The 23808-nt window shown below is 66.5% G+C and carries 22 protein-coding genes; 9 read left to right on the forward strand and 13 right to left on the reverse strand.

The features are described from left to right. Positions 1 to 37 precede the first annotated feature (37 nt). The 4 genes from ACWGJP_RS04735 to ACWGJP_RS04750 all read left to right on the forward strand — a co-directional run bounded on the left by ACWGJP_RS04735 (position 38) and on the right by ACWGJP_RS04750 (position 2175). Entirely contained in the window at positions 38 to 520 is a 483-nt protein-coding gene (locus ACWGJP_RS04735; RefSeq protein ID WP_452328598.1) for a hypothetical protein, read from the forward strand. Positions 521 to 559: 39 nt separating this feature from the next. Next, a complete protein-coding gene (locus ACWGJP_RS04740) occupies positions 560 to 886 on the forward strand; it encodes a hypothetical protein (RefSeq protein WP_452328599.1) in 327 nt (108 codons plus the stop codon). Positions 887 to 962: 76 nt separating this feature from the next. Next, positions 963 to 1766: an RNase H family protein gene (locus ACWGJP_RS04745; RefSeq protein ID WP_452328600.1), complete on the forward strand. Its 804-nt coding sequence runs from the start codon at positions 963 to 965 to the stop codon at positions 1764 to 1766. Positions 1767 to 1785: 19 nt separating this feature from the next. Continuing rightward, positions 1786 to 2175 carry a DoxX family protein gene (locus tag ACWGJP_RS04750; protein WP_452328601.1) on the forward strand — a complete coding sequence of 130 codons (390 nt, stop codon included), beginning with the start codon at positions 1786 to 1788 and terminating at the stop codon, positions 2173 to 2175. 48 nt (positions 2176 to 2223) lie between these two features. Here the strand turns inward: ACWGJP_RS04750 and ACWGJP_RS04755 are convergent, their stop codons facing one another. Further along, complete coding sequence (locus ACWGJP_RS04755; RefSeq protein ID WP_452328602.1) at positions 2224 to 3210, reverse strand: SRPBCC family protein; 987 nt, start codon at positions 3208 to 3210, stop codon at positions 2224 to 2226. Positions 3211 to 3235: 25 nt separating this feature from the next. Beyond that, positions 3236 to 3592, reverse strand: a complete 357-nt coding sequence (locus tag ACWGJP_RS04760) for an ArsR/SmtB family transcription factor (protein WP_452328603.1) — start codon at positions 3590 to 3592, stop codon at positions 3236 to 3238. A 459-nt stretch (positions 3593 to 4051) separates the two neighbouring features. Here ACWGJP_RS04760 and ACWGJP_RS04765 point away from each other — a divergent pair, with 459 nt between their 5' ends. Both ACWGJP_RS04765 and ACWGJP_RS04770 read left to right on the forward strand, forming a co-directional pair. Beyond that, positions 4052 to 5128: a DUF4238 domain-containing protein gene (locus ACWGJP_RS04765; protein WP_452328604.1), complete on the forward strand. Its 1077-nt coding sequence runs from the start codon at positions 4052 to 4054 to the stop codon at positions 5126 to 5128. A 581-nt stretch (positions 5129 to 5709) separates the two neighbouring features. After that, a complete protein-coding gene (locus tag ACWGJP_RS04770; protein WP_452328605.1) occupies positions 5710 to 6228 on the forward strand; it encodes a toll/interleukin-1 receptor domain-containing protein in 519 nt (172 codons plus the stop codon). An 84-nt stretch (positions 6229 to 6312) separates the two neighbouring features. Here the strand turns inward: ACWGJP_RS04770 and ACWGJP_RS04775 are convergent, their stop codons facing one another. The 10 genes from ACWGJP_RS04775 to ACWGJP_RS04820 all read right to left on the reverse strand — a co-directional run bounded on the left by ACWGJP_RS04775 (position 6313) and on the right by ACWGJP_RS04820 (position 18187). After that, a complete protein-coding gene (locus tag ACWGJP_RS04775) occupies positions 6313 to 8793 on the reverse strand; it encodes an NB-ARC domain-containing protein (RefSeq protein ID WP_452328606.1) in 2481 nt (826 codons plus the stop codon). 463 nt (positions 8794 to 9256) lie between these two features. Further along, positions 9257 to 9595 carry a hypothetical protein gene (locus ACWGJP_RS04780; protein WP_452328607.1) on the reverse strand — a complete coding sequence of 113 codons (339 nt, stop codon included), beginning with the start codon at positions 9593 to 9595 and terminating at the stop codon, positions 9257 to 9259. Between the two features lie 53 nt (positions 9596 to 9648). Beyond that, positions 9649 to 10422, reverse strand: coding sequence for an NAD-dependent epimerase/dehydratase family protein (locus tag ACWGJP_RS04785; RefSeq protein ID WP_452328608.1), 774 nt, complete (start codon positions 10420 to 10422; stop codon positions 9649 to 9651). A gap of 6 nt (positions 10423 to 10428) precedes the next feature. Then, a complete protein-coding gene (locus tag ACWGJP_RS04790; protein WP_452328609.1) occupies positions 10429 to 11634 on the reverse strand; it encodes a hypothetical protein in 1206 nt (401 codons plus the stop codon). Continuing rightward, positions 11631 to 12626: a hypothetical protein gene (locus ACWGJP_RS04795; RefSeq protein ID WP_452328610.1), complete on the reverse strand. Its 996-nt coding sequence runs from the start codon at positions 12624 to 12626 to the stop codon at positions 11631 to 11633. Before ACWGJP_RS04795 ends, ACWGJP_RS04790 begins: the two co-directional genes overlap by 4 nt. Continuing rightward, on the reverse strand, positions 12626 to 13849 hold the full coding sequence (locus ACWGJP_RS04800; protein WP_452328611.1) for an enolase C-terminal domain-like protein: 1224 nt from the start codon (positions 13847 to 13849) through the stop codon (positions 12626 to 12628). Before ACWGJP_RS04800 ends, ACWGJP_RS04795 begins: the two co-directional genes overlap by 1 nt. A gap of 148 nt (positions 13850 to 13997) precedes the next feature. After that, positions 13998 to 15014: a LacI family DNA-binding transcriptional regulator gene (locus ACWGJP_RS04805; protein ID WP_452328612.1), complete on the reverse strand. Its 1017-nt coding sequence runs from the start codon at positions 15012 to 15014 to the stop codon at positions 13998 to 14000. Positions 15015 to 15070: 56 nt separating this feature from the next. Beyond that, a complete protein-coding gene (locus tag ACWGJP_RS04810) occupies positions 15071 to 16357 on the reverse strand; it encodes an ABC transporter substrate-binding protein (RefSeq protein ID WP_452328613.1) in 1287 nt (428 codons plus the stop codon). Between the two features lie 70 nt (positions 16358 to 16427). Beyond that, positions 16428 to 17252 (reverse strand): carbohydrate ABC transporter permease, encoded by an 825-nt coding sequence (locus ACWGJP_RS04815; RefSeq protein ID WP_452328614.1) that lies wholly within the window; start codon positions 17250 to 17252, stop codon positions 16428 to 16430. Further along, positions 17252 to 18187, reverse strand: coding sequence for a carbohydrate ABC transporter permease (locus tag ACWGJP_RS04820; RefSeq protein WP_452328615.1), 936 nt, complete (start codon positions 18185 to 18187; stop codon positions 17252 to 17254). Before ACWGJP_RS04820 ends, ACWGJP_RS04815 begins: the two co-directional genes overlap by 1 nt. Positions 18188 to 18360: 173 nt before the next feature. Here ACWGJP_RS04820 and ACWGJP_RS04825 point away from each other — a divergent pair, with 173 nt between their 5' ends. From ACWGJP_RS04825 to ACWGJP_RS04835, 3 genes are read left to right on the forward strand one after another with little or no spacing between them, the layout of a single operon-like run. Then, positions 18361 to 19263 (forward strand): 5-dehydro-4-deoxyglucarate dehydratase, encoded by a 903-nt coding sequence (locus ACWGJP_RS04825; RefSeq protein ID WP_452328616.1) that lies wholly within the window; start codon positions 18361 to 18363, stop codon positions 19261 to 19263. Continuing rightward, positions 19260 to 20723, forward strand: coding sequence for an aldehyde dehydrogenase (NADP(+)) (locus ACWGJP_RS04830; protein WP_452328617.1), 1464 nt, complete (start codon positions 19260 to 19262; stop codon positions 20721 to 20723). The genes ACWGJP_RS04825 and ACWGJP_RS04830 overlap by 4 nt, the downstream gene beginning before the upstream one ends. Further along, positions 20716 to 22149: an arabinose isomerase gene (locus ACWGJP_RS04835; RefSeq protein ID WP_452328618.1), complete on the forward strand. Its 1434-nt coding sequence runs from the start codon at positions 20716 to 20718 to the stop codon at positions 22147 to 22149. Before ACWGJP_RS04830 ends, ACWGJP_RS04835 begins: the two co-directional genes overlap by 8 nt. 78 nt (positions 22150 to 22227) lie before the next feature. On the opposite strand, the gene ACWGJP_RS04840 is transcribed toward ACWGJP_RS04835, so the two are convergent. After that, a complete protein-coding gene (locus ACWGJP_RS04840) occupies positions 22228 to 23808 on the reverse strand; it encodes a glycosyl hydrolase family 28 protein (protein WP_452328619.1) in 1581 nt (526 codons plus the stop codon).

Here is a 23808-nt window from a genome sequence, read left to right on the forward strand (position 1 = left end):
CCGCGAGACGTCGCACCTCGCGGGGCAGAATGGCGCCATGCCTGATTCCGATGCGCATCTGCTCGGCCCCGGCCTGCTTCCGACGCCCTTCACTGCAGGCGAGATCCGCGGCGCGGCCAGGGGTGGAAAGACGATCCGGATGCTCGTCGAAGCTCCCGGCGAGGCGAGCCTGATCCGCGTCAACCGCTTCCGCGACGCGGATGACGAGGGCGCGACGCTGGAGCGCTGGGTGTCCGGCCCCGACCGGGTCGTCGACGGCGCCGTCTCGCGGTCGCGGGTCACCTGGCGGGAGCTGCAGGCGCATGCCGCCTTCGACGCGGACCGTACGGTGCTGTCGACCCAGACGCTCGATCTCCCGATCGGCAGGGTCGAGTGCCTGAAGTACGAGGTGCACGGCGAGGATGCCCGCGTGGAGACGTTCTGGTTCTCCGTCATGCATCCGGGGATGCCAGTGCGCTACGAGGTCCCCGTCGACGGCGGCGTGCGGCGCACGACGGTGATCGCGATCGAACAGGGATGACCGGACTACGCTGATCGCGACAGATCCCGAGGAGGACGCATGCCCACTGCCGATGAAGCGGCCCGACAGGTGCAGCTCGCCACCGAGGCGCACGCGCGCGGCGACGTGCTGCTGCATCTTCAGCTGGACGTGAGCCTGCTCACCGGCGAGAGCTCATCGTGGGGTTCGGCCGGCAATGTCATGACGACGGACACGAGCGTCGGATACTTCCTCACCGAGATCGAGAAGGTGGGGTGGCGGCTCGAGCACACCGGCTACACCTTCGTCGAGAGCGGCGCGACGACATCGGCGCGCATCTTCGGCACCGGCGAGGGCGTGGTGAACCACGGCGCGGTCGCGGGCTACTTCACCTTCCGGCGGGCCTGAACCCGCGCACGCTGAGCTTGTCGAAGCGCGCTCCGCTTCGGCATCCGCCGTCTATCACGCGGGATACGCTCGAAGGATGACGATCACCGCCGCCGCAGACGGCTCCGCCCTGGGCAACCCCGGCCCGAACGGCTGGGCCTGGTACATCGACGACGCCAACTGGGCGGCAGGCGGGTCGCCGCACGGCACCAACAACCAGGGCGAGCTGCAGGCGGTTCTCGAACTGCTGCGGGCGACAGCGCAGAGCGACGAGGCTCTGGTCATCCTCTGCGACAGCAAGTACGTCATCGACTCGATCACGAAGTGGATGCCGGGCTGGAAGCGCCGCGGCTGGCGCAAGGCCGATGGCGCCCCCGTGCTGAACCGCGACCTCATGGAGGCGCTCGACGAGGCGATGAGCGGTCGCGACGTGCGATTCCAATGGGTGAAGGGCCATGCGGGGCACGACCTCAACGAGGCGGCGGACGAACGGGCGAACGGCGCGGCGAAGGCGTACCAGCAGAAGCGAGAGCCGAACAGGGGTCCAGGGTTCACGGCTGGTGCGTCCGGAACGGATGCTGAGTCGGCGCGAGCGCGCACCGAGCCCGCTTCCCCGCTCCCTCAGCCCGCTTCCCCGCTCCCTGAGCCCGCTTCCCCGCTCCCTGAGCCTGCTTCCCCGCTCCCTGAGCCCGCCTCCCCGCTCCCTGAGCCTGTCGAAGGGAGCCCCTCCGCGACGCCGCTGTGGGCCGAGGCATCCGATCTGCTCGCCGGGCTCGACACTTCTGTCCTCGCCCCGATCGAGGTGCGCGTCGCACTCACGGCCGACGAGCACGCCCGCCTGCGGGACCGGGCCGAGGCGCAGCGGATCTCCCTCGAAGAGGCCCTGCGGCGACTGATCTGAGCGGGCGTACACTCGCAGCATGTCCTCGCCCGCACGCACGACAGCACGGCTCCTGCTCGGATCCGCTCTCGCCTTCGCCGGTGTCTCGCACCTCACGTTCGCGAGGGAGGAGTTCCAGGCGCAGGTGCCGGAGTCTGTGCCGCTGGATCCCGATGCGACCGTTCTCGCGTCCGGCGTGGTCGAGATCGGGCTCGGCGCGGCCCTGATCCTCGCCCGTCGCCGGCGACGACTGGTCGGCGTCATCGCCGCGCTGTTCTTCGTCGCCGTGTTCCCCGGCAACGTGTCGCAGTGGATGCACCACCGCAACGGCTTCGGCCTCGACACGGACATGAAGCGCTTCGTCCGGCTGTTCTTCCAGCCGGTGCTCATCATCCTGGCCCTCTGGTCTACCCGCAGCGGACGCCGCTGAGACGCGCGGAGGCCGGCCGCCACGTGAGTGACGACCGGCTTTGTCTCGTTACGAGCGGGCGCCTTCGAGCACTGCCGCTTCGAGCCGCTGGTACGAGGACTCCATGCCGTCGACCATCCCCGTGGCGAGGATCATGTCGCGGGTGTCCTTGTCTGGATACTCGATGAGGAGCGTGATGAGGGTGACGCCGTCCTCCTCGTACAGGTTCAGATCGTTGAGCGTCTCGATCGGCTGACCCTGCATCCGCTCTGTCGTGACCGCGCGGCGCGGCGGATCGGACAGCAGCAACTCGCCCTCGAAGCCGAAAGCCTCACCGGGGGTGTCGCCGACAGGAGCCCAGGAGTTCCGGTAGCTCTGACCGACCTCCTTCGCCTGGATGCTCTCCGTCATCTCCCAGCCGTCCGGCCCGAGCATCCACTTCTTGACGAGCTCGTCGTCGTGGTGGGCCCGCCAGACCAGTTCGCGCGGACCGTTCACGAGACGGGTGATGCGCACGTGGGTGTCGTCGAGCAGCTCGAGGCGGGTGCCCTTGCCCTGCGCGTACTCGCGGAGGTCCTGCAGCACGGCATCCAACTGAGCCATCGCCATGCGGGTGCCCTCGACGGCGCCCATCTCGACGATCTGCTCGAGCGCCTCGGCCGAGTCGAAGTAGCTCGTGTTCGTCATCCTGCTGCCGTCTTCGGTCGCGGCGAAGGAGAAGGTCATGCGCATGGCGGGGAATCCGTCGAGAGGCTTTCCCTCTTCATCGGCGAAGGCGTCGAGGACCTCGAAGCCCTTCGGAGCGTCGATCGCGAGGAACTCCCAGCTGCCGGCGGACATCTCGCCGCGCGGGCCGTGCATGGCGTAGTGCGCGTGGCCGCCGACCTCGAACGCCCAGGCCGTGAACGTCGCCGGCCATCCGGGAGGACCCCAGAAGCGTTCGAGCTGGCGCGGGTCGGTGAAGGCGTCCCAGAGGCGGTCGACCGGGGCGGCGAAGTCCGCGATGACGGTCATGGTCAGGTTGTCAGCGTCGGTGATGACGTCGGTGACGGGCATGTCGTTCTCCTTGATGTGTTCGCTGTTACTCGGTCGCTGAGCTTGTCGAAGCGTCGGCCAGCAGGTCGTCGAGGCGGGCGATGCGCGACCGCCAGAGGTCTTCGTATCGGGCGAGCAGCGCCCTCGCGCGGGCGATCATCGCAGGGTCCGCACGGACGAGCCGCTCGCGCCCCTCGGCGCGCTTGATGATGAGGTGCGCGGCTTCGAGCACGGCGACGTGCTTCTGGACCGCCGCGAACGACATGTCGTAGTCGGCGGCGAGGGCCGACACCGACTGCTCCTCGAGGATCGTGCGGCGCAGGATGTCCCGCCGCGTCGCCGTCGCCAGTGCATGGAAGACACGGTCGATCTCCGCTTCGCTCAGTTCTGTTTGTGCAACCATTTGGTTGTACGTTACGACGGGGCGGATGCGTTGTCAAGAGGTTTCTCGTCGATAACTTCTTTGCCTTGCACAAACCACCTTTGGCTTACACATCCACAATCACCCCCTGCACAGAGTGTCACGACACCCCGTACGCCTACCTTCCCTACAGCCGCCTGGGAGGAGTATCACCGGCAAGCGGGGCAATGGCGTTCCGCAACCTGAGACCGAGTCGACGGCAACTCTCGAAGGAGCCTGCGATGAGTCCTGCGGCACGGAGAAGGCTGATAGCAACGAGCGGGCTGTTGATGACTTCATCCTCCGCCACGCTTCATCCGAGATCCGTCAGGTGCCGAACCACCTCCTGCGCGGTGCGTGACGCAGTTGAAGAGTCGGCAGGCTGCCCGGTCGCGAGTGCGGCGGGGCAAATCCAGGAGTGAGAAGCGGGGCAATGTCGGAGGCACCTGCCAGCATGTCCCCGTGGGACGCCTATATCAGCTGGCCAGCGATGCCGGCGCAGAGCGACTGGCTCAACAGTGGTATGAGTCCATCGACTTGAGAAGTCAGGTTGGCGCTCGGCATCACATCGTGCCGCGCACAATTCTGCGCAGATTCGCCAACAGAGCAGGACAGATCCGCCTGCGCGACCGCATGACGAGCAAGGTACGCGTCGTGTCCGTCGGCGATGTGGCTGTCAAAGACTTCTATACGTTCATCGATCTCGACATGGCTCCCAACGGCGCCATGGAAGTGTGGCTGAGCGAGGTCGAGGCTGAGTTCGCCCGTGTGATCCGTCCATACCTGTCCAGCTCGGCCTTCGGGATTCCCCGCCCACCATCGGGTGTCGACCGCTTCGCACTCGATACGTTCGTTGCAGTACAGGCATCGCGCGGCATGCGAACCAGACGTGCCATGGAGCTCATGGCCGACTACGGGATGAAGCTGGTCAACCAGGACAAGATCAGCGCCGAAGAGATTCAGCAGATAGAGATCGTGCCGCACCAGAACGATCACATCCAGTTCATGCATCGCGTCAGCGAGACCCTGGCTGACCATCTTTCCCACCGCTCCGTCTCCGTCGCAACTCTCGACGCACCATTGCTGATCATTGGTGATGAACCAGTCGTCCTCACCCCTCGGGATAACGCGCCTAAAGGCGACCTGCGTAGTCGAATTCGCATCGACGGCGAACGCGTTGCCCCCGAGAACCTTGTGCTGATCTCCAACGGCCGCGACGTCGGGTTCCACGACGCTGACGAGGTGATCCTTCCCCTCAGCCCACGCCACGCCCTCGTCTACGGGGAAGTTGGATCACGATGGGACTCCATGGTTTGGAACGTGGGGGGCCGTGCGGCGACGAAGATCGCCCACGAGGTGAACCGGCTTCAAGCAAAGAACGCCTTCGGCTGGGTCGCGACGCACCCCGACGGGCCTCATCTCGCTCAGGTCCCTTGGCCGAAACCAACGCCGGCCGTCACCATCTACGACAACCAGTCGCTCCCCGCTGCTGTCGTGAACTCGCGGCCCCACGTGCGACCGCACCGGTTCTCGAGGTGACTGAAGTTTTCGATCCGAACGACGACTCCTAACTATGCTCGGCTTCGACGACAACCCGTCGATAGAGGGCATCTCAGACGGGCGTTCAGGCAGATCGCCCCTCGGTCAAGGTGACGACCAAAGTACATCGAGCGTGATTCTCACCCCCGGGTCTGTGTCGGAGGCCGAACGTAAAGTTGAATGACCGTTCGACGTAAGAACAAACGCGACCCGCGTCAGCGGTACCGAATGCAGGTCTCAGCTCCCGTGGAAGCGAGCTTGAAGCCGACTCGCACTTGGCAGAGACGGGTCGCGGGACGGATAGACGGCATGGGCTTCAGGCTCGCTTACCGAAACGGACGACGATAATGGCGCGCGGTTACGGACAGTGCACCGCCCCAGTCCGAGGGCACATCCGCGGCGGCGGCGCGGACTGCCCCGTTCATGGCGGACGCGGGGGATACAGCTATGGCTACTCGAGGCCGGCCTATCCTTCGCATACGCCACCGTCAGTGACCCCCACACCACGGTCCGGCGGTGGGGGCGGAGGTGGAGGCGGCAGTCGCTCTGCAAGACCGAAGTGGTCTCCCAGCACGTCGATCGTGTCGTACACGCCCCAGCAGGTCCGCGACCTCCAACCGGTGCGCACTGCGGCAATATCCCGGACCCAGGCCCACGACGTCTTCCTCTGCCACGCGTGGCCCGACCGTAAGGAAGATGCCAAGGACCTCTACGACCTCCTCGTTGACGAGAGCGTCTCTGTATGGTTCAGCGAGGTAACGCTTCGCCCGGGCACAGACATGCGCGTCGCCATCGACCGGGGACTCGTGAGCTCTCGCATCGGAATCGTGCTGGTGACGCCCGCAATGCTGGAGAAGCTGCTTACAGATCGAAGCATCGCCAGCAACGAGCTCAGCGCACTCCTCCGTCGCAATCTGCTCATCCCGGTCATGCACGGCGTGACGTTCGAGGAGCTAGACCAGGTCAGTCCCACTCTTGCTTCCCGCGGTGGCTTCAGCACCGCAGAAGAGCCCATCGAGGACATCGCGGTGAAGATCGCTGAACTCGTCGGCGAGCTCAACGATGAAGAGGCAGATGAGCTCAGCATGAAGCGGGCGTAGGGGCAGCAGGCCTATTACAAGGGGCCGTGCCCTATCAGGGTGCGGCCCCTTCCGCCTGTACTGCCACCGATCCGAAACGCCAGGTCAATCCAGCAGCGTCACCCTGTTAGCACGGGGCCCCCTGTCCCCCACCTCCCCGTAGTACGCGAAGACGCTGGTCGAGGTTACGCGACTCCACGCTGAGCGCGGGCGAACGCGGTCTCTGTGGACGAACGTATCCAGACCGTCAGCCAGGAACAGGTAGTCGCCGCCCTCAGGCAGCGGCGACTTGGCCTGAGCAACTTTCCGTTCCAAGAGTTCAGGATCGATGACCCGCAATCGCGCCTTAAGCCGGGCCATGAACTCGTCTGAACGCCGCGAGAGGTAGTCATCCGATCTGATGTCATCCGCGAGACGCTGAGCCCAGTGCGTCACTGCCACCAGCCAGTCGCCGAGGTCTCCTGCGTACTGTTCTACCTTGATCTCGTGAGCTAACTCAGTCGCTTGTTCAATGAGCTCAAGAGCCTTATCGACGGCACCGTCGTAGAGGTCGCGAATGAGGCCGTAGGAGGTTGCTCGCAATCCGAGCAACGCCAAGTCGTCGGACTGATTCGAGGTCATCGGCTTATCCACGGCGCCTCTGCATACGTCGACAACCTCTGCGTAGCTCATCAAGTAGAAGTGACAACGCGCAATCTCCAGCAGGATCTCGATGGCACCGTTCGAGACAGCAGCTGATTGCAGGAGCGGGAGCGCTCGGTCGTACTGGCGCGTCTCGTCTGCGAGGTACGTTGCGAAGTGGTACTTGACGATAGCCTCGGCCGACATGCCCTCGGCGAGCTCGATTGCCCGCTCGAACGACTGCTCCGCAGAACCGTGGTCCCGCCGCCGAATGTGTACGAGCGCCTCGGTACGCCATGCCTCGTGATACGACGGCGACAGACCTTGCGCCTCATGACACAGGTCGAGTCCGAGGTCTGGCCGTCCGCCTTGAATGGCACGGTGTGCATCGCGGAGAATCTTGGCTACGGGAACATCTTCAGGCCCGCGGATGTCCAGCGTCCACGGGTCAAGAGGATTGAGCCGCTGGTCCCCTGACATCGTCGAGCTGAGCTCGCGCAGCTTCGCTGAACGCTCAAGAACGTGATCCCGTAGACGCCTTGGCGTCGGCTGCTTCCTCGCAAGGTACGCGCTAGCAAAATCTCCAACGATGTATCCATTTTCGATCTGATTGGACGCCGATTGCGTCATCAACACAAAGTTGGTGGCGAGTAGCTCGAGGAGAGCGGACTGAATCTCGTGCGCGTTCATCGCGTTCAGGAATGCAAGTTCTGCTTGCATTCGCGACCCCTTCATGACCTGCATCGACTGCAGGACCTGACGCGAAGGCTCGTTGAGCTTGTCGAAGACATCGGACATGCAGAAATCGAGCAACGTTTCGTTGTTGCTGACGACCTCGCTCGGGCGCCGACCGGCCTGAACACTAGCGACAAGCCACTTGATGTAGAGGGGATGACCGCTCGTCTTCTCTAGCAGTTTGGCCTTCCCGACCTCGTCAAGCTCTTTGATGATGCGCACGTTGCGTCCGTGTGCCAAGGCCATGAGGAGCTGGTTCGACTCCGACTCCGTCAGAGGGTCGAGCTTGAACGGACTTTCCATCTGGAAGCCAATTCGACTCGTGATGAGCACCTTGCTTCCTCGAGGCAGATCCCGCAGGAAGTCACGGAGGCGCTGATCCATCACTGTTTCCATGTTGTCAAGGATCAGTAGGACTCGGAACGTCTCAAGGTAGTCGAGTAGCTCCTGAAGTGGATCCGCCGACTCGGACGGCGCACCAAGCTGGCGGGCGGCCTCAGCGAGCAACCCCACCGAATCGAGGATCGCTCCGTTGATCCGCTTCACTTCATGCGAACTCAGAGTGCTCGACTTCGCGGTGACCCACACGATGGCGTCGAACTCGTCTCGGTGGTCATCCAAGATGTCGTACGCGACCTTGAGCGCAATCGACGTCTTGCCGATGCCACCATCACCAAGGATCGACACAGCGGGCCACGGACCGAGCACGGCACGTTTGATCTGGCGGACGGCGTTTCCGCGACCGACGAACCCCGTTTCATCGAAATCGGGCACTGGAAGGTTGTGGAATGGCCCCGGATCTTCATCTGCGCGCAGTTGAACTGTAAGCCCGAGCACGAAGGACGGTTCTTCGCGCAACCTGGCCAGAGTCGAGACCAACGTGGGCCATCGCTCGCCATCTCTTCTCGCGAGCAAGACGCTCACGTCATTCAGCGTCGGCAGGTCCTCGACTTGCAACGGGCGTGTGTGCGCGACCCTGTTTCGTATTGCCACAAGGGCTTCTGACCGGGCACCGAGAGTTTCGAGGGCTTCCCGATTCAGCAACTGCAGCGCTGTCGCCTTGTTCCCGAGAAGAATCTGAGTGGCATCCGGAAAGTTCAGATACTGCACGAGAGCACTTCTCTCAGCAACGATGTCACCGTGATCTCGCGCGAACCGGCTCTGAGCATTGTCCAGCGCTACCGACGGCCAGTTGGCCTCACCGCTGATTTCGTCCAGCTGCAAGATCAAGTCGCGAGCGTCAGCCTCAAGGGCCGACAGCAGAGCGAAACAGGTAAGCCGCGATGCATTGAAATTAGACAATCAGTCCTCCCCTGCTGAACATACCGAGTACCGACAGTCCGCGTCGAGCGCTCGGCACACGACAGCCACGCGAGCCAGGATGCGCGCAGCAACCGTCCTTTGGGCCAGATGGGTGATCTCCGGGACGTTCTGCTGACACACGTGCGTACGCGGCGAAACGGTCGCAGCGCACTCTGGGCGTCCTTTGACCGCGCAGACTTGGGGTACCCGGGGCGACATGACTGAGCCGAGAGAGGCCTCCAGAAGCCGGAGAAAGAGTGTCACGGCACAGATGCGGCATTCCGCCCGAAACGGCAGCTTTTGCGCGACATTCAGTGTCACTTCGCTTCGTTCCCGACATTTCTCATCGAACCAGGCACACCCCGTCGGTACACGCCGCATCCGGACACCGTCAGGACCGAGGACGCCCCGCCCGCTCGATCAGCCAACCGAGGACGTCAGTCGGCGCCGTATCCACGGAGGCGGACGGATCCTCCGCACTCATCATCCGCGTCACCGGCCGATACTCCCCCGCCTCGTCGGCGACGTGCACACCGTCGGAGTAGCCGCGTTCCATCCCGAAGCGGACATCGCACTCCCCTCCGCGCAGGAGCAGCTGCCAGACATCCATCTGGACGGGCCCGAGAACGTCACGCACCACCCACCCCGTAGCGAGCAGCTCGCGCGCGGTCCAGGCCGAGTCCTGATCCGCGGATGACAGCCGCGCGAGGAAGTCGTCCACCGTGCTCACGCAGTCAGAGTATCGCCGCAGCATCCAGGCCCCGCCGGATGCCGTGTTCCCGTTCACCCGCCGAGCGGAAGATCCAGGAACGACCCGCCGAGCGCCTGCGAAGGGGCGGGGGCCTCGTGACCTTCGCCGCGTTGTCCGAACCAGGCATCCGCGTCGTCCACGGGATGGAACCCGATCTCATACCCCGCCCCCAGATCGAACCACCCGGCCGCGTTGTTCGAGACCGCCCAGACGAGGCGATGGCCCGCATCGTCGAGCGCGGCGACGGCGGTCACGAGACGCGCCATGTCGCGGGGCGACAGCCACGTCGCGAGTGTCCGCCCCGGCGACGGCGTCTCGCCGAACGTGCAGATCCGCGCCGAGACGATGCTCATCGCGTACCGCTCGGCGTACAGCGCACCCAACGCCTCGATGGCGACCTTGGTCACGCCGTAGAAGGAGTCCGGCCGCACCGCGTCGACGCCAGCCGCCTCTCCCGGCAGATAGCCCGCGGCATGTATCGAGCTCGCGAGCAGAATGCGCCGCACGCCGCAGCCCCGCGCGGTCTCGAGGAGCGTCTTCGTCCCGTCCACGTTCGCTGCGAGCAGGTCCTGCCAGGGCGCCTCGGTCGAGATCCCGGCGAGGTGGACGACGAGGTCCACGTCGCGCATCGCCCCGGCCAGCGCGTCCTGATCGGTGATCGTGGCCTGGACCCACCGCCCCTCCCACATCGAGGCGTCAGGGGGAAGAGCCCGGTCGAGGAGAACGAGGTGGTGATCGGCCGCGAGAAGGGGAGCGATGCTGCGCCCGATCGTGCCTGCGGCGCCGGTGAGGAGGATCCTGGCCACGTCGGCTCAGCCCTGAAGCACCCTGCGCGTCTCATCGAGGCGCTCCGCGGGGACGAACTGACCGAAGGTGTCGTTCGCGAAAAAAGTCACGCCGTCGGTGAGGTCTCGGTGCGTGCGGAGGACGTCGCGCTGATACGCGTAGCTGCGGATGTCGTCGAGGTGGGTGCGATACGCGTACCAGGGGTCCACGAAATCGACCGCGTACAGGGTGCGCGCACGCATCCCCGCTTTGCTCTGCAGGTTGGGGATGATCTCCGTGCGTTCGACGAGCACCGCGAACGTGGAGACGATGATCGCATCCAGCGCCTCGTAGCACTCGTCCGTCATCCCCCAGGCTTCGCGCTCGACCTCCGCGCGCCAGTAGCTGTCCATCCAGTAGATCTGCTTGTCGCCCATGGCCTCACGCAGGCGCACGAAGAACGCACGGATGCCGTCCCTGCGGTCCGGCGTCAGCTCAGGAGCATTGGAGGGATGCCAGAACCCGAGCAGGCCGAACTGGTTGCCGAGCAGGATGCCGTCGAGCTCGAAGTCTGCGACGAACGCCGCGGTCTGCCTGGCGATGAACTCCCCCGCCATGGTCCCCCCTGGGATGCCGTCCGGCCATCCGGCGTAGTCGCGAGGGTCCTCGTCGAGCGGAAGGGTCACATCGATCAGTCCGGGGATCTCGTGACCGCCGGCATCGGCGCGTGCCGCGGCGACTTCCGGGTGCCTGGTCGTCTTCCATTCGCTGCGGCAGAACTCAGGTCCCGGCTCCAAGTACTCGAGGAGCCTGAGCCGCACTCCGCGCCTGTCCGCCTCGGCACGGAACGCCGCGTAGATGTCGGCGAGGATGCGGTAGTCCATCTCCTGCTCGGACAGCACCATCATGGGGCCCGCCGAGTACGGATTCGACGACCGCTCGCCGCCCTCCCGCACCCTGTCGAGCCAGTTGGCGTTGTGGCTGCGCACCACGGTCTCGAAGGTGTCGCCGCCGGCCGGGTCCCAGGCGTAGGCGTTGTACCGCGCCCAGTCGAACGTCACATCCCATCCGCCCGGCCCGCGCCAGTCCAGGACGTGGTCCCCATTTCCCGCGCAGAACACGATGGTGACGTCGTTGCCGACGAACCAGTCGGCGTGATGCTCGAAGAACGCCCTCACACCCGCCTCGGGCGATCGCAGGTCGTCGAAGATCTTCGGCGTGACCCACAGGCACACTTCGTGGGCGGAGGTCATGAGAGTCCTTTCCGTGCGGCCAGTGCCGCGTCCAGGCGTGGCGTCGAAGCGAGGCCCGCGTGATAGATGAGAAGGTCCTGGGCGCCCGCGTCGCGAAGCGCCGACCATGCACCGCGCAGTGCTTCGGCGTCAGGTCTGGGATCGTCCAGGATCGTCACGTACGCGCCCTGCGCGCGCCCTGCGCGCAGCTCGGCGATCGCACGATCCGGCCCGCCCCACGCATCGGCCAGGGTCGCACCGCGCGGTGCTTCGGTCGCCTCCGGGTCAGGGTGGAAGAGGATGCTCGTGACGCCGTGCCGGTCGGCGCTCTCGAGCACGTGTCTGCGCAACTCGTCCGCGGCCGCACGGCGCGCGGCTCGTATCCCGTTCGCGGTACGAGGGTCGAGCGGCTCCCCGCTCGTCAGCGCCCCGCGGACCTCGGCGGCATCGACCCCGGCAGCCGCGGAGCACCTGGCGCAGAAGCACCATGACAGCGCCTCGATGTCGAGGCCGCCCGCCGCGATCTTGTCATGCAGCGACGCGTGCCCGAGGCCCGCCCAGGAGGCCCCTTCCACGATCCAGGACGCGGCTCCCGTGCGCGCGACGGCGTCGATCGTGGCGTCGACATACCCCCTGGCCTGCGGCGAGCGGAGGCAGAGGGCGTGACGCAGCGGGGTGCCGAAAGCATCCACAACCCGAGGGATGTCTGCCCGCGCGCCGTCGAGGTGCGCGAGGACGACCCAGGCATGCACCGCGATCCCCTCATCCACGAGACGATCACGCGCGCGCTCGAACGAGGCATGCCCTGGCGGGAGGAAGGAGGAATCCGCCAGATAGCTCGAGGAGGTCTCGACGTCGACGACGCGATGCCGAGGATGCCGCGGCGTCGCCGCCCTGGCCGCGTGATAGGTCGCCGCCAACGCCACATCCGTCACGCCTCGCTCGGCCAGCCAGCGAGGTGCGTCAGGATCGCCTTCCACGTCCCACGGGAAGAGGCTGAAGATCGTCCGCATCAGAACCGCGGCAATCGTGCATCGAAGGTCGGGTCGACGGTGCGCACGTATCCGGTGTCGTCGCGCACCTGTCGCCCGGATCGCACGTACTGGGCGTGCAGCCGCTCGACCTTCGCCCGATCGAGCTCGACGCCGAGGCCTGGGCGATCCGACAGGGCGAGCCCGCCGTCGGTGAACACGAACGGATCGACGATGATGTCGTCGTCCGCATTCCAGGGATAGTGTGTGTCGCTCGCGTAGGCGATGTCCGCCGACGCTGCGGCCACATGGGTCATCGCTGCCAGCGAGACCCCCAGGTGCGAGTTCGAATGCATCGAGACGCCGAGGCCCGCGTCCGAGCAGGCCCTGGCCAGGTCCAGCGCCCGACGAGGACCTCCCCAGTAGTGATGGTCGGCCAGCACGATGTCGAGCGCGGAGGCCGCCACGACCTCCTCGAGGTCCTGATGGGTGTTCACGATCATGTTGCTCGCCAGCGGGACATCCGTCGCCGCACGGACCCTCGCCATGGCATCGATGCCGAGCACCGGATCCTCGACGTAATCCACGATCCCGTTGAGCGATTCCGACACGCGGACCGCCGTGGATTCCGTCCACGCCCCGTTGGGGTCGATCCGCAGGAGCGATTCGGGGAACGCGTCCGCGAGCGCGCGCATCGCAGCGATCTCCTCCTCGGGCCTGTAGACGCCCGCCTTCAGCTTGAGCGATCGGAACCCTCGCCCCTCGACCATCGCACGGGCGAGACGCACGATGCCGTCAGGGTCGAGCGCAGGGCCCCAGCCATCGTCAGGATGGCCAGGGTGCCCCGCCCACTTGTAGAACAGGTATCCGCTGTACTCGATATGCCGACGCACCGCGCCCCCGAGGAGCTCGACGACAGGCACGCCTTCGAGTCGGCCCCACGCGTCGAGGAAGGCGACCTCGAAGGGCGAGCCGACGATGTTGCGCCTGACTTCAGGGGTGCGGGGGCCGAGGAGCTCGTCCACCGCCCGCCTCACCGCCGTGGAGTCGTCGACGCGCGCACCGGTGAGCGAAGGCGCCACCGCACGCAGCTCGGTGAGCACGGGGAGGTCGCCCCCGGCCTCTCCCAGGCCTACCGTGCCGTCATCGAGCGTGATAACGACGAGGGTGCGCAGCGCGAGCGGCTCGTGCACACCCCAGGTGTTCAGCAGCGGCGGGTCGGCGAAGGCGAGGGGGATCACCTCCACCGTCTTGATGCGGCTCATCCGCGCTCCGCGCATCCGGGTCCGGGAGAGGAAGGAGAGCGGCGCGCCCCCTTTCCCTCCCGGACGATCGAGACCGATCGCGCATCGGCCGCAGCCGCGTCGATCGGAGATCCGATGATCCGACGCGCATTCGACGCGCGACGGGAACTCATGACGCCCCCGGCAACGACGTGTCGCGGACGACGAGCTGCGGGGCATAGCCGTCCTCCCGTGCGCCGGCCGCCGACGGCAGGCCGAGCAGACGACGCACTGCCGCAGCGCCCATCTTCTGCCCGTCGTGGCGGATGCTCGTCAGCGGCACGATGGCGAAGTCCGCGAACTCGATGTCGTCGTAGCCGATCAGGGAGAGCGTGTCGGGGATGCTGACGCCGGCGGCGATGAGCCGATGCATCAGACCCAGCGCGAGCAGGTCGTTGCCGGCGAAGATGCCGTCCGGCAGTTCGGCTCGCGCGAGAAGCTGGTCGGCGATGCGCTCTCCTTCCTGCGCGGTCTGCAGTGGGACGTCGATTACCTCGAGCGAAGCGGGAGTCGGGGATGCCGCGACCGCTTCGCGAGCCCCCTCGCGCCTTTCGGTCACCTGCGGGTGCGGTCCACCGACGAACAGCAGCCGCCGCCGTCCTTGCGCGAGAAGGTGCTCGGCGGCCAGTCGACCGCCGCTGTAGCCGTCACCGCTGATCGCGGGGTACGTGGTCTTCGCCTCGGGCTTGCCGAGAAGCACGAACGGGGTCCCCCGGCCACTGAGCTCGACGAGCTCTTCCGGCACAGAGGCGACGGGGACGATCAGCACGCCGTTCACCTGCTGCGACTCGAAGAACCTCAGATACTGGCGTTCGCGCTCCGGATCGTCATCCGCGTTCGCGAGCAGGATGAACATGCCATGGCGCGCGGCTTCCGCCTCCGCACCGGAGGCCAGCTCCGCGAAGACCGGGTTGCGGCTGTTGGCGACGACGAGCCCCAGTGCCTGGCTTCGGCCGACCCGCAGCCGTCTGGCCGCGTCGTTGCGGACGTAGCCGAGCTCGGTGATCGAGGACTGGACGCGGGCGAGCATCTCCTCCGAAAGGCGGTCGGGCTGCGTCAGTGCGTACGACACCGTGGCGCGAGACACTCCTGCGTGCTCAGCGACGTCGCTGAGGGTCACGGTGCGGCGGGTGTTTTCTGTCGTCATGGGTCCATCTCCATCGGGTGGATGGGCCAGCGATGCGCTGGCCCATCCTGGCCGTTCTAGTCCTCGCCGAAGGCGGTGTCCATGCGCTCGAGGACCTGCGCGCTGTCGATCGTCTTGTTGAAGAGCTCCTGGATCGCGGCGAGGTGCTCCGCCTGGACCTTGGGGTTCGGCCAGAACACATCGGGGAACGGGCGATCGAGGCCCTCGGCCTGGAACTCGGCCACCGGCACGAGAACCGGCGTCGACTCGAAGTCGGCGGACGGAAGGGCGGGAGCAGCACCGGACTCCGTGGCGTAGATCGCCTGGCCCTCACTGGATGCGAGGAACTCGAGGAACTTGCGGGCGAGGTCGGGGTTCTTCGCGTCGGCGTTGATCGCGTACTCGATGCCGACGGAGACCGGCAGGAAGGTGTCGGCGGGGTCGTCCGTCGCCGGGAGCGGCGTCATGGAGAACGTCGTTCCCTCAGCGGCGTACTGATCCGCGTTGGCCGCCGACGACGTGACCTGGATCGCGCCGAGCGCGGTGCCTTCGCCGAGGCTCTTCATCTGCTCGTCGTAGCCGACGCCGTTGGGGTTCTCGGTGAAGCAGCCGGCGTCCTGCATGGCCACATACTGATCCATGGCGTCCTTCCATCCGGAGTCCGCGAAGGTCGCTTCTCCATCGAGCTGCTGCTGCGTGAAGTCCGGCTCCGGACCGTACACGAGCGACGCAGTGAGAGCATACGGGACGAGCTGAGTCGTCCAGGCGGACTTCAGTCCGAGCGCGAACGCGACCTTGCCCTGGTCCTTCGCCGCGGCGCAGAAGTCGAGCACCTCGGTCCACGTCGTCGGCGCCTCGAGGCCTGAAGCCTCCAGGGCCTGATCGTTCCAGACCGCTCCGATGCCCACCACGGTCACCGGGATGCCGACGAGTGTGCCGTCGGACGACTCCGACACCGACCGCTGCGTGTCGTTCAGGTCGGCCGCCCACGCCTCATCCTCCAGCGACATGAGCAGGTCGTCGTCGCCGAGCGTGCGGACGGCGGTCGCGTTGCCGCCACCGGGCCAGATGCGGAAGACGTCGGGGGCGGTTCCCGCCGACAGCTGCGTACGAAGGGTCTGCTGGTACGAGGCATCGTCGTTGGCGAAGGTCGCCTCCACCGTGACGCCGGGGTTCGCCGCTTCGAAGGCGTCGATGACGGCCTGCGCCGGCGCCTCGCCTGCGGCGGTGAAGGTGAGGACCTGGCTGTCCTCCCCGTTCCCGCCTCCGGCCGTGGTCTCGGTCGAGCAGCCGGCAAGGGCGAGCGCGACAAGGGCGGCAGATCCGAACGCGACGGCGCGACGGGATGCTGTGGTGCGATTCACTTTTCCTCCTTTGGATGTGGGCAGTCGCCCGTGATGCATGAATGGTGCGCCGCTGGGATATGTCCGAGGACTATCCCTTGAGTCCTCCCGCGAACCCCTTGATGACGTACTTCTGCAGCGAGAAGTACACGAGGAGGATCGGGATGACGGTGATGACCAGCCCCGCGAAGATCAGGGGCCAGATGGTGACGTACTGACTGACGAAGCTGTAGATCGCCACGGGGGCTGTGCTGTTGCCGCTCCCGGTCAGATAGAGCAACGGAACGAAGAACTCGTTCCAGATGCCGACGAGATTGAGGATGATGACGGTTCCGGTGACCGGTCGGACGAGAGGGAACACCACGCTGACGAAGGCGCGCACGGGGCCGCATCCATCGAGCAGCGCAGCCTCCTCGTAGTCCATCGGAAGCTCACGGAGGAACGTCGTGTACAGGAAGATCGAGAAGGGCATGCCGGTGCCGACGTTGATGAGGATCACCGACCACAACGAGCCGATCAGACCGATGTCGCGCATGGTCGTGTACAGCGGGAGCAGCGCCAGCTGGGCGGGCACGATCAAGCCGCCGATCAGGAGGTAGAAGGTCCACCGCGACCAGCCCCGCGTCACGCGCGCCAACGGGTAGGCGGCGAGCGCCGAGATCACGACGATCAGTGCGACGCTCACGACCGCGATGATCGTGCTGTTGACGAGGGCGCCGCCGAGCTTCGCCTGCGTCCAGGCCTGGATGTAGTTGTCGAACGTGGGCGGCCAGGTCACGCTCAGCGCTCCCGTGCCGCTGTTCAGCGGCTTGAGCGAGACGTTGACGAGCGCGATGAGGGGGATCGCGAAGACGATGGCGGCGACGATCAGGACGATTTCGCGGATCAGGGTCCGCACGGTGTAGCGGCGGTACATCAGCTGGCCTTCCGCGACGTGATGCGGTACTGGACGGCGGCGAGGCCGGCGATGAGGAGTGTCATCACGACCGCGAGGGCCGTCGAGAACGGATACTCACCGAGCGCGAACGCGTTCTTGTAGATGAGCGTCGAGATCGTCTCCGTCGCCGTGCCCGGTCCTCCCCCGGTCATCGCGATGACCTGGTCAAACTGCTTGAGCCCGCCGATCAGCGAGAGCAGCACGTTGATGAGCACGGCGCCGTTGAGCAGCGGGAAGGTCACGCTCCAGAACCGCCGCCAGGCACCCGCGCCGTCGATGATCGACGCTTCCATGATCTCCTCGGGGATCGCTTGGAGGCCGGCGAGGAAGATCACCATCGAGTACCCGGAGAACTGCCAGACGATCGCCAGCACGATCGAGCCCAGCGCGAACTGCGGGTCGCCCAGCCAGTCCTGCGCGAGGCCGCCGAGGCCGACGGCGCGCAGGAATTCGTTCACGGCTCCGTTCGGCGAGAGCAGATAGCTCCAGACGTATCCCGCGACGAGCGGGGTCAGCACCACGGGGGCGAAGAAGATGACGCGCAGCACGTAGCGGGATTTCACCATCGAGTTGAGACCGAGGGCGAGCGCGAGACCGATCGCGTTCTGCACCACGGTGACGACCACGGCGAGGATGATCGTGTTCAGCAGCGCCGCGCGTGCCGCCCGGTCACCGAACACCTCGATGAAGTTCTGGAAGCCGACGAAATCCCAGTCGCTGCCGAGGCCGTTCCAGTCCGTGAAGGAGAAGAAGCCGCCGCGCACGCTGGGCACGACCACGATGAAGAGATAGATGGCGATCGCCGGCGCGACGAACCACCAGGGCACACTGACGCCGGACCGCCGCGAACGGCGTGGGCGCGGGGCAGGGGGCGGGGCGGTGGCGGTCGCCGCGGGGGCCGCTTCGGTTGTCATCGAGACCACTTCGTCTACTTCCGGGTTGCGATCCAGCCTTGACATGTGGATCGATTCACAACACACTTTACGCACAGACCCCCACAGGTGCGCAAGACCCAATCCTTCGCGAATGTGGATCGATTAACGATGTCACAGCCAAGGCGGCTGCGACACGAGAGTGAGGTTGCACTGTGCAGATGCACGGAGTCCTGTTCTTCCCGGTAACGCCGTTCGATTCGGAGGGCCTCGTCGACCGGTCCGTTCTGGAGCGGCATCTGTCCCAGGCGCTGAGCTTCTCACCCGGCGCCGTCTTCCCCGCGTGCGGCACGGGAGAGTTCCACGCCCTGGACGCCGGTGAGCACGCACAGGTCGTGGCGACGGCGGTGGCTGTGACAGCCGGGCGCGTCCCCGTCGTCGCGGGCGTCGGCGGGCCGCTCGGTCACGCTCGCGCCCTCGCCGCCGCGGCGGAGCGAGCCGGAGCGGATGCTCTCCTCGTCCTGCCTCCGTATCTCGTCGGCGCACCGCAGGAGGGGCTCGTCGCCTACGTGCTGGCTGTGGCGGAATCCACGGCATTGCCCGTGATCGTCTACCACCGCGGGCTCGCCACCTTCTCGGCCGCCTCGATCGAGCGGCTCCTGGAGGATCCGAGGGTGATCGGCGTGAAGGACGGCGTCGGAGACATCGCCGCGGCCCAGAGCTTCACGCTGGCCGCCGCACGGGCAGGGCGCGACGACGTGCTCTTCTTCAACGGCCTGCTGACCGCGGAGCTCAGTCAGCTCGCCTACCGGGCGATCGGCGTCCCGCTCTACTCCTCCGCATCCTTCGCCATGGCACCGGAGGTGGCGTCCGCCTTCTACACGGCGTATCGCGATGACGACCGTGGCGTGATGTCGACGCTGCTCACGGGCTTCTACGAGCCGCTCGTGCGCTTGCGCGAGCGCGTCCCCGGGTACGGCGTATCCCTCGTCAAGGCGGGGTTGCGCCTGCGTGGACTGGACGTCGGCCCCGTGCGCGCACCGCTCGTGGACCCTTCGGACGAGCACCTGCGAGAACTCGCACGACTGCTCGAGACCGGGCGGGAGCTCGCCCGATGAGCGCCGACGGCGCGCATGACGTCGAGTCGGCTGCTGCTGCCGCTGCCGCCGCCTTCCCCGAGGCGGCTGCCGCATCGGATGCGGAGCGCGCGCAGTGGCTGCACGTGATCGCCGACGACCTCGACGGCCGCGCCGAGGAGCTCTCCGAGATCGCCGACCGGGAGACCCATCTGGGAGCGCCGCGGCTGATCGGCGAGGTCGCACGCACCACCGCGCAGCTGCGACTCTTCGCGAGCGTGGTCACCGAGGGCTCGTACCTCGAGGCCACGATCGATCACGCCGACCCGGCGGCGACACCACCCCGCCCCGATCTTCGCCGCGTGCTGCGACCCCTCGGCCCGGTGGCGGTCTTCGCCGCATCCAACTTCCCCTTCGCGTTCTCCGTCGCGGGCGGCGATACCGCCAGCGCGCTGGCCGTCGGATGCCCCGTGGTGGTGAAGATCCATCCCGGCCACCCCGAGCTGTCCCGCACGGTGGCATCGGCCGTCCGGGGAGCACTCGACCGCGCCGGCGCACCGGAGGGTCTGCTCACAACGGTGGAGGGCTTCGCGTCGGGAACAGAACTCGTGCGCGATCACCGCATCACGGCGGTCGCCTTCACGGGATCCACGGAAGGCGGCCGAGCCCTCTTCGATCTCGCCGCAGGCAGACCGGACCCGATCCCCTTCTTCGGGGAGCTCGGGAGCGTCAATCCGGTCGTCGTCATGCCGACCGCCGACCGCACGCGCGGAGCGGAGCTGGCAGCCGGTCTCGTCACATCGATGACGCTCGGCGCGGGACAGTTCTGCACGAAACCGGGCGTGGTCCTCGTTCCGCAGGGGTCGCGGATGGAAGCTGCGATCCAGGCGCCGCCCGGCCGGCCGGAGATGCTGTCGCCGTCGATGAGGGAGCGCTTCGAGTCGGGCGTCGACGAGCTCGTCGCCACGGCGGGTGTCGAGGTGATCTCCGGCGGGGAGGGCGAGGCGATCGTGCTCGCGGTGGACGAGACGACCGTCCTCACGAACCCGATGCTTGTGCACACCGAGGTCTTCGGGCCGGTCACCCTGCTGGTGAGATACGGCGCCGAAGGACCGCTCGCGAGCCTGGGCGCGCTGCAGGGCAGCTTGACCGCGACACTGCACGCCGACGATGCGGACGACACCGGACGCATCGTGCCCGCGCTGGAACGGATCGCGGGCCGCATCCTGTTCGAGGGCTGGCCCACGGGGGTCGCCGTCACCTGGTCTCAGCACCACGGCGGACCGTGGCCGTCGACGACATCGCAGTTCACCTCGGTGGGCGCGACGGCCGTCCGACGCTTCCTCCGCCCGATCGCCTATCAGAGCGCGGACGACCGAGTCCTGCCCGCCGCGCTCCAGGAGGACAATCCGCTCGGCATTCCCCGGCGGGTGGACGGAATCCTGCATATCGGCGAGCGCGGGTCGCTCGCCGCGCACCACGGCGGTGTCGGCGATGAATGAGCACTCGACACGCGCGCCGGAGAGCATCCGACGCCGCACACGGATCGGTCTGGTCGCCGGCGGACTCGGCACGTACTGGCCGCAGTTCCCCGGGCTGCTCCCGCAGCTCCAGGCGTCCGCACGATTCGTCTCCGAGCGCTTCGCACAGATGGACGCGGATGTGATCGACGTCGGATTCGTCTCAGACGCCCAGGAAGGCGCGAGTGCGGCCGAAGCTCTTCGCACGGCGGATTGCGACCTCATCGTCCTGTTCCTGACGACCTATCTGACCTCGTCGATGGTGCTGCCGATCGCACAGCGATCGCATGCGCCGGTGCTGGTCATCGATCTTCAGCCCTCGGAGAAGATGGACCACGCGACCTTCGACACCGGACAGTGGCTCGCCTATTGCGGCCAGTGCTCGGTACCCGAGCTCGGCAACGTCTTCCGGCGCGCCGGGATCCCGTTCCGTTCCGTCTCCGGTCATCTTCGGCAGGAATCCGCATGGCGACGGATCGAGCAGTGGATCAACGCGGCACGCATCCGCTCGGCGCTGCGTCACGCGCGTCACGGCCTGATGGGGCACGTGTACCCCGGGATGCTCGACGTCTCGACGGACCTCACCCTGCTCCCCTCGACTTTCGGCTCGCATGTCGAGGTCCTCGAGTTCGACGATCTGCGCCAGCGCGTGGAGCGGGTGAGCGAGGCAGAGACGGCAGCGCGCATGAGGCTCGCACGAGAGATCTTCACGATCGACAGCACCGTCGTCGACGAGGACTTCTCCTGGGGCGCCCGCGTCAGCGTCGCCCTCGACCGCCTGGTCGAGGACTTCGATCTCGACAGCCTCGCCTACTACCACCGGGGGCTCGACGGTGAGCTTCACGAGCGTCTCGGCGCCGGCATGATCCTCGGGGCTTCCCTACTCACGGCGCGCGGCATCCCGACCACCGGAGAGTATGAACTGCGCACGACCGTCGCGCAGGTGGCGACGAGCGTGATCGGCGCCGGAGGCTCTTTCACCGAGATCCAGGCGCTCAACTTCGAGGACGGAGTGGTGGAGATGGGTCATGACGGCCCCGCGCATCTCGCGGTGTCATCGAAGGACCCGTTGCTGCGGGGTCTCGGGGTCTACCACGGCAAGCGCGGCTGGGGAGTCTCGGTCGAGTTCGACGTGCACGCGGGCCCGGTGACCCTGCTCAGCCTCGGTCAGGAGCGGGACGGCTCGCTGGGATTCGTCGCCTCGGAAGGTGTCGTTGTCCCCGGTCCGCTGCTCGAGATCGGGAACACGACCTCTCGGGTCGACTTCGGACGCGACCCCGGCGAATGGGTCGACGAATGGAGCTCGACCGGCACCGGGCACCACTGGTCGCTGTCGGTCGGGCACCATGCCGCGGACTACAGAGCCGCAGCGGACCTTCTCGGCATCGGCTTCCGCTCCGTGGGCTGATGCGGGAGAGCGCGGGCCCGAAGGGACGCGCCGACGGGTCGAGGGACCGCGGATCTCCGCGGCCCCTCGACGTCCGCTCTAGGGGATGATCTGGATGTTCGATGCATCCGTGACGTTCGTCACGTTCATCTGAGCCAGCGTGGTCGCCGTACTGGTCGCACCAGGCATCCAGATGTCCTCGAACCTGACATCCGTGATCGGTGCGCCTGGCACTCCCGTGATGCGCGCCGGCGTCGTTCCGGCGTCCCTGATCCGAACACGCGTCAGGTCGACATCGGCCACCGGACCGATGCCCTCGGCGGTGGCGCCGGTCCAGAGAGCGAGCCATGTCCGGTTTCCGTCGTTGCTGTGCCGCAACCGTTCTATGTCGATGTCCTCGAACTGGATGCTCACGGCCCCGGCCGTGCCGTACTTGTGGTGCACCCCGACACCGACGGCGGCGTCGTAGATCGTGGCATCCCGGAAGGTGACGTTCAGCTGCTGCTGGAACACACCCTGACCGACCTTGAGACCGTAGCAGTACGTCCAGCTCACCAGATCACTGAACGTCACGTTCTCCAGCGGCTGCGGCGAGCCGGGAACCTTGGCGAAGAGGTCGATGTGGTTCGCCCAGGTCTTCGTGCTGAACGGGTCGTCCAACCCGATGCCGATGGCATTGGTGACTTCGACGTCACGCGACTCCATGACGTCGATCCCGTCGTTCTCGCCCATGTCGAATCGGTTGAACATCTTGATGTTCCGGAACGCCATGTTCTCGGAGCGGGTGGGCATGATCGCCCAGCTGCTCGACTCGCGGAACGTGATGCCGTCGACAGCGAAGTCCTCCGTGTAGATCGGCACGAGCAGGTTCACACCGAGGTTGCTCGGCTGCAGGGACGCCATCCCGTTTCCGTCGATGATTCCGCGCCCGTCGATGGTGATGTTCGTCGAGCCGTACCGCGTGGAGATGAACCATGTGACATCCCTCGCCTGCGAGTTCTTCCGCCAGTGGACGTCGTAGTGCGCGGCTTCTCCGGTGTACTTCAGGACAGCGCCAGGGGCGAGGTAGAGCCTCAGGTTCGATCGAAGATAGAGCGTGCCCAGCGTGTACGTGCCCGCGGGGACGTACACGGTGCCCTGCACACCATTCGCCGATCCCCAGGCGGCCGCGTCGTTGAGCGCGGTCTGGAACGCCGTGCTGGAGTACTGCGCACCCGGAGACGCGGAATACGGGGACGCCGTGACATTGAAGATCCCCGCCCCCGACGCGGCGGGGCGATCCGTCTCCAGAGGATCGATCGCGATGACCAGTTCCGGTCGACCATCGATCTTGACGATGAGATACTCGTCCTTGGTGACGGTGAACGTCAATGTCGGTCCGGAAACCGTACCGGTCAACCCGAGCTTGAGCGGGCTGATCGAGAACGACCCGATGTTCGTGTTGTTGAGCTTGCGAATGGAGATCGTCGCATCTCCCGCGCCCATCGCGAACTGCGCGATGTCGTAGCCCGCGTAGTCCTGCACAGGAACGCTCTGCCCGTTGACCGTGAGGACGAAATCGGGGGAGGCAGGATACGTCGACTGAAGGGGATAGACCTCGATGGGCGCGACAGCCGCCTGAGCTGCGGGCGCGGGGCCCGTGATCAGGAGCGCGGCCGCCAGCGTTGCGGCCAGGCCCAT

The sequence above is a fragment of the Microbacterium sp. NPDC055903 genome (assembly GCF_053615555.1).

Coding starts and splice junctions, on each gene's coding strand:
- ACWGJP_RS04790 (WP_452328609.1), bottom strand. CDS start 11,634: ATGACCTCCGCCCACGAAGTGTGCCTGTGGGTCACGCCGAAGATCTTC.
- ACWGJP_RS04815 (WP_452328614.1), bottom strand. CDS start 17,252: ATGTACCGCCGCTACACCGTGCGGACCCTGATCCGCGAAATCGTCCTG.
- ACWGJP_RS04740 (WP_452328599.1), top strand. CDS start 560: ATGCCCACTGCCGATGAAGCGGCCCGACAGGTGCAGCTCGCCACCGAG.
- ACWGJP_RS04795 (WP_452328610.1), bottom strand. CDS start 12,626: ATGCGGACGATCTTCAGCCTCTTCCCGTGGGACGTGGAAGGCGATCCT.
- ACWGJP_RS04735 (WP_452328598.1), top strand. CDS start 38: ATGCCTGATTCCGATGCGCATCTGCTCGGCCCCGGCCTGCTTCCGACG.
- ACWGJP_RS04820 (WP_452328615.1), bottom strand. CDS start 18,187: ATGACAACCGAAGCGGCCCCCGCGGCGACCGCCACCGCCCCGCCCCCT.
- ACWGJP_RS04745 (WP_452328600.1), top strand. CDS start 963: ATGACGATCACCGCCGCCGCAGACGGCTCCGCCCTGGGCAACCCCGGC.
- ACWGJP_RS04750 (WP_452328601.1), top strand. CDS start 1,786: ATGTCCTCGCCCGCACGCACGACAGCACGGCTCCTGCTCGGATCCGCT.
- ACWGJP_RS04800 (WP_452328611.1), bottom strand. CDS start 13,849: ATGAGCCGCATCAAGACGGTGGAGGTGATCCCCCTCGCCTTCGCCGAC.
- ACWGJP_RS04840 (WP_452328619.1), bottom strand. CDS start 23,808: ATGGGCCTGGCCGCAACGCTGGCGGCCGCGCTCCTGATCACGGGCCCC.
- ACWGJP_RS04830 (WP_452328617.1), top strand. CDS start 19,260: ATGAGCGCCGACGGCGCGCATGACGTCGAGTCGGCTGCTGCTGCCGCT.
- ACWGJP_RS04835 (WP_452328618.1), top strand. CDS start 20,716: ATGAATGAGCACTCGACACGCGCGCCGGAGAGCATCCGACGCCGCACA.
- ACWGJP_RS04760 (WP_452328603.1), bottom strand. CDS start 3,592: ATGGTTGCACAAACAGAACTGAGCGAAGCGGAGATCGACCGTGTCTTC.
- ACWGJP_RS04805 (WP_452328612.1), bottom strand. CDS start 15,014: ATGACGACAGAAAACACCCGCCGCACCGTGACCCTCAGCGACGTCGCT.
- ACWGJP_RS04755 (WP_452328602.1), bottom strand. CDS start 3,210: ATGCCCGTCACCGACGTCATCACCGACGCTGACAACCTGACCATGACC.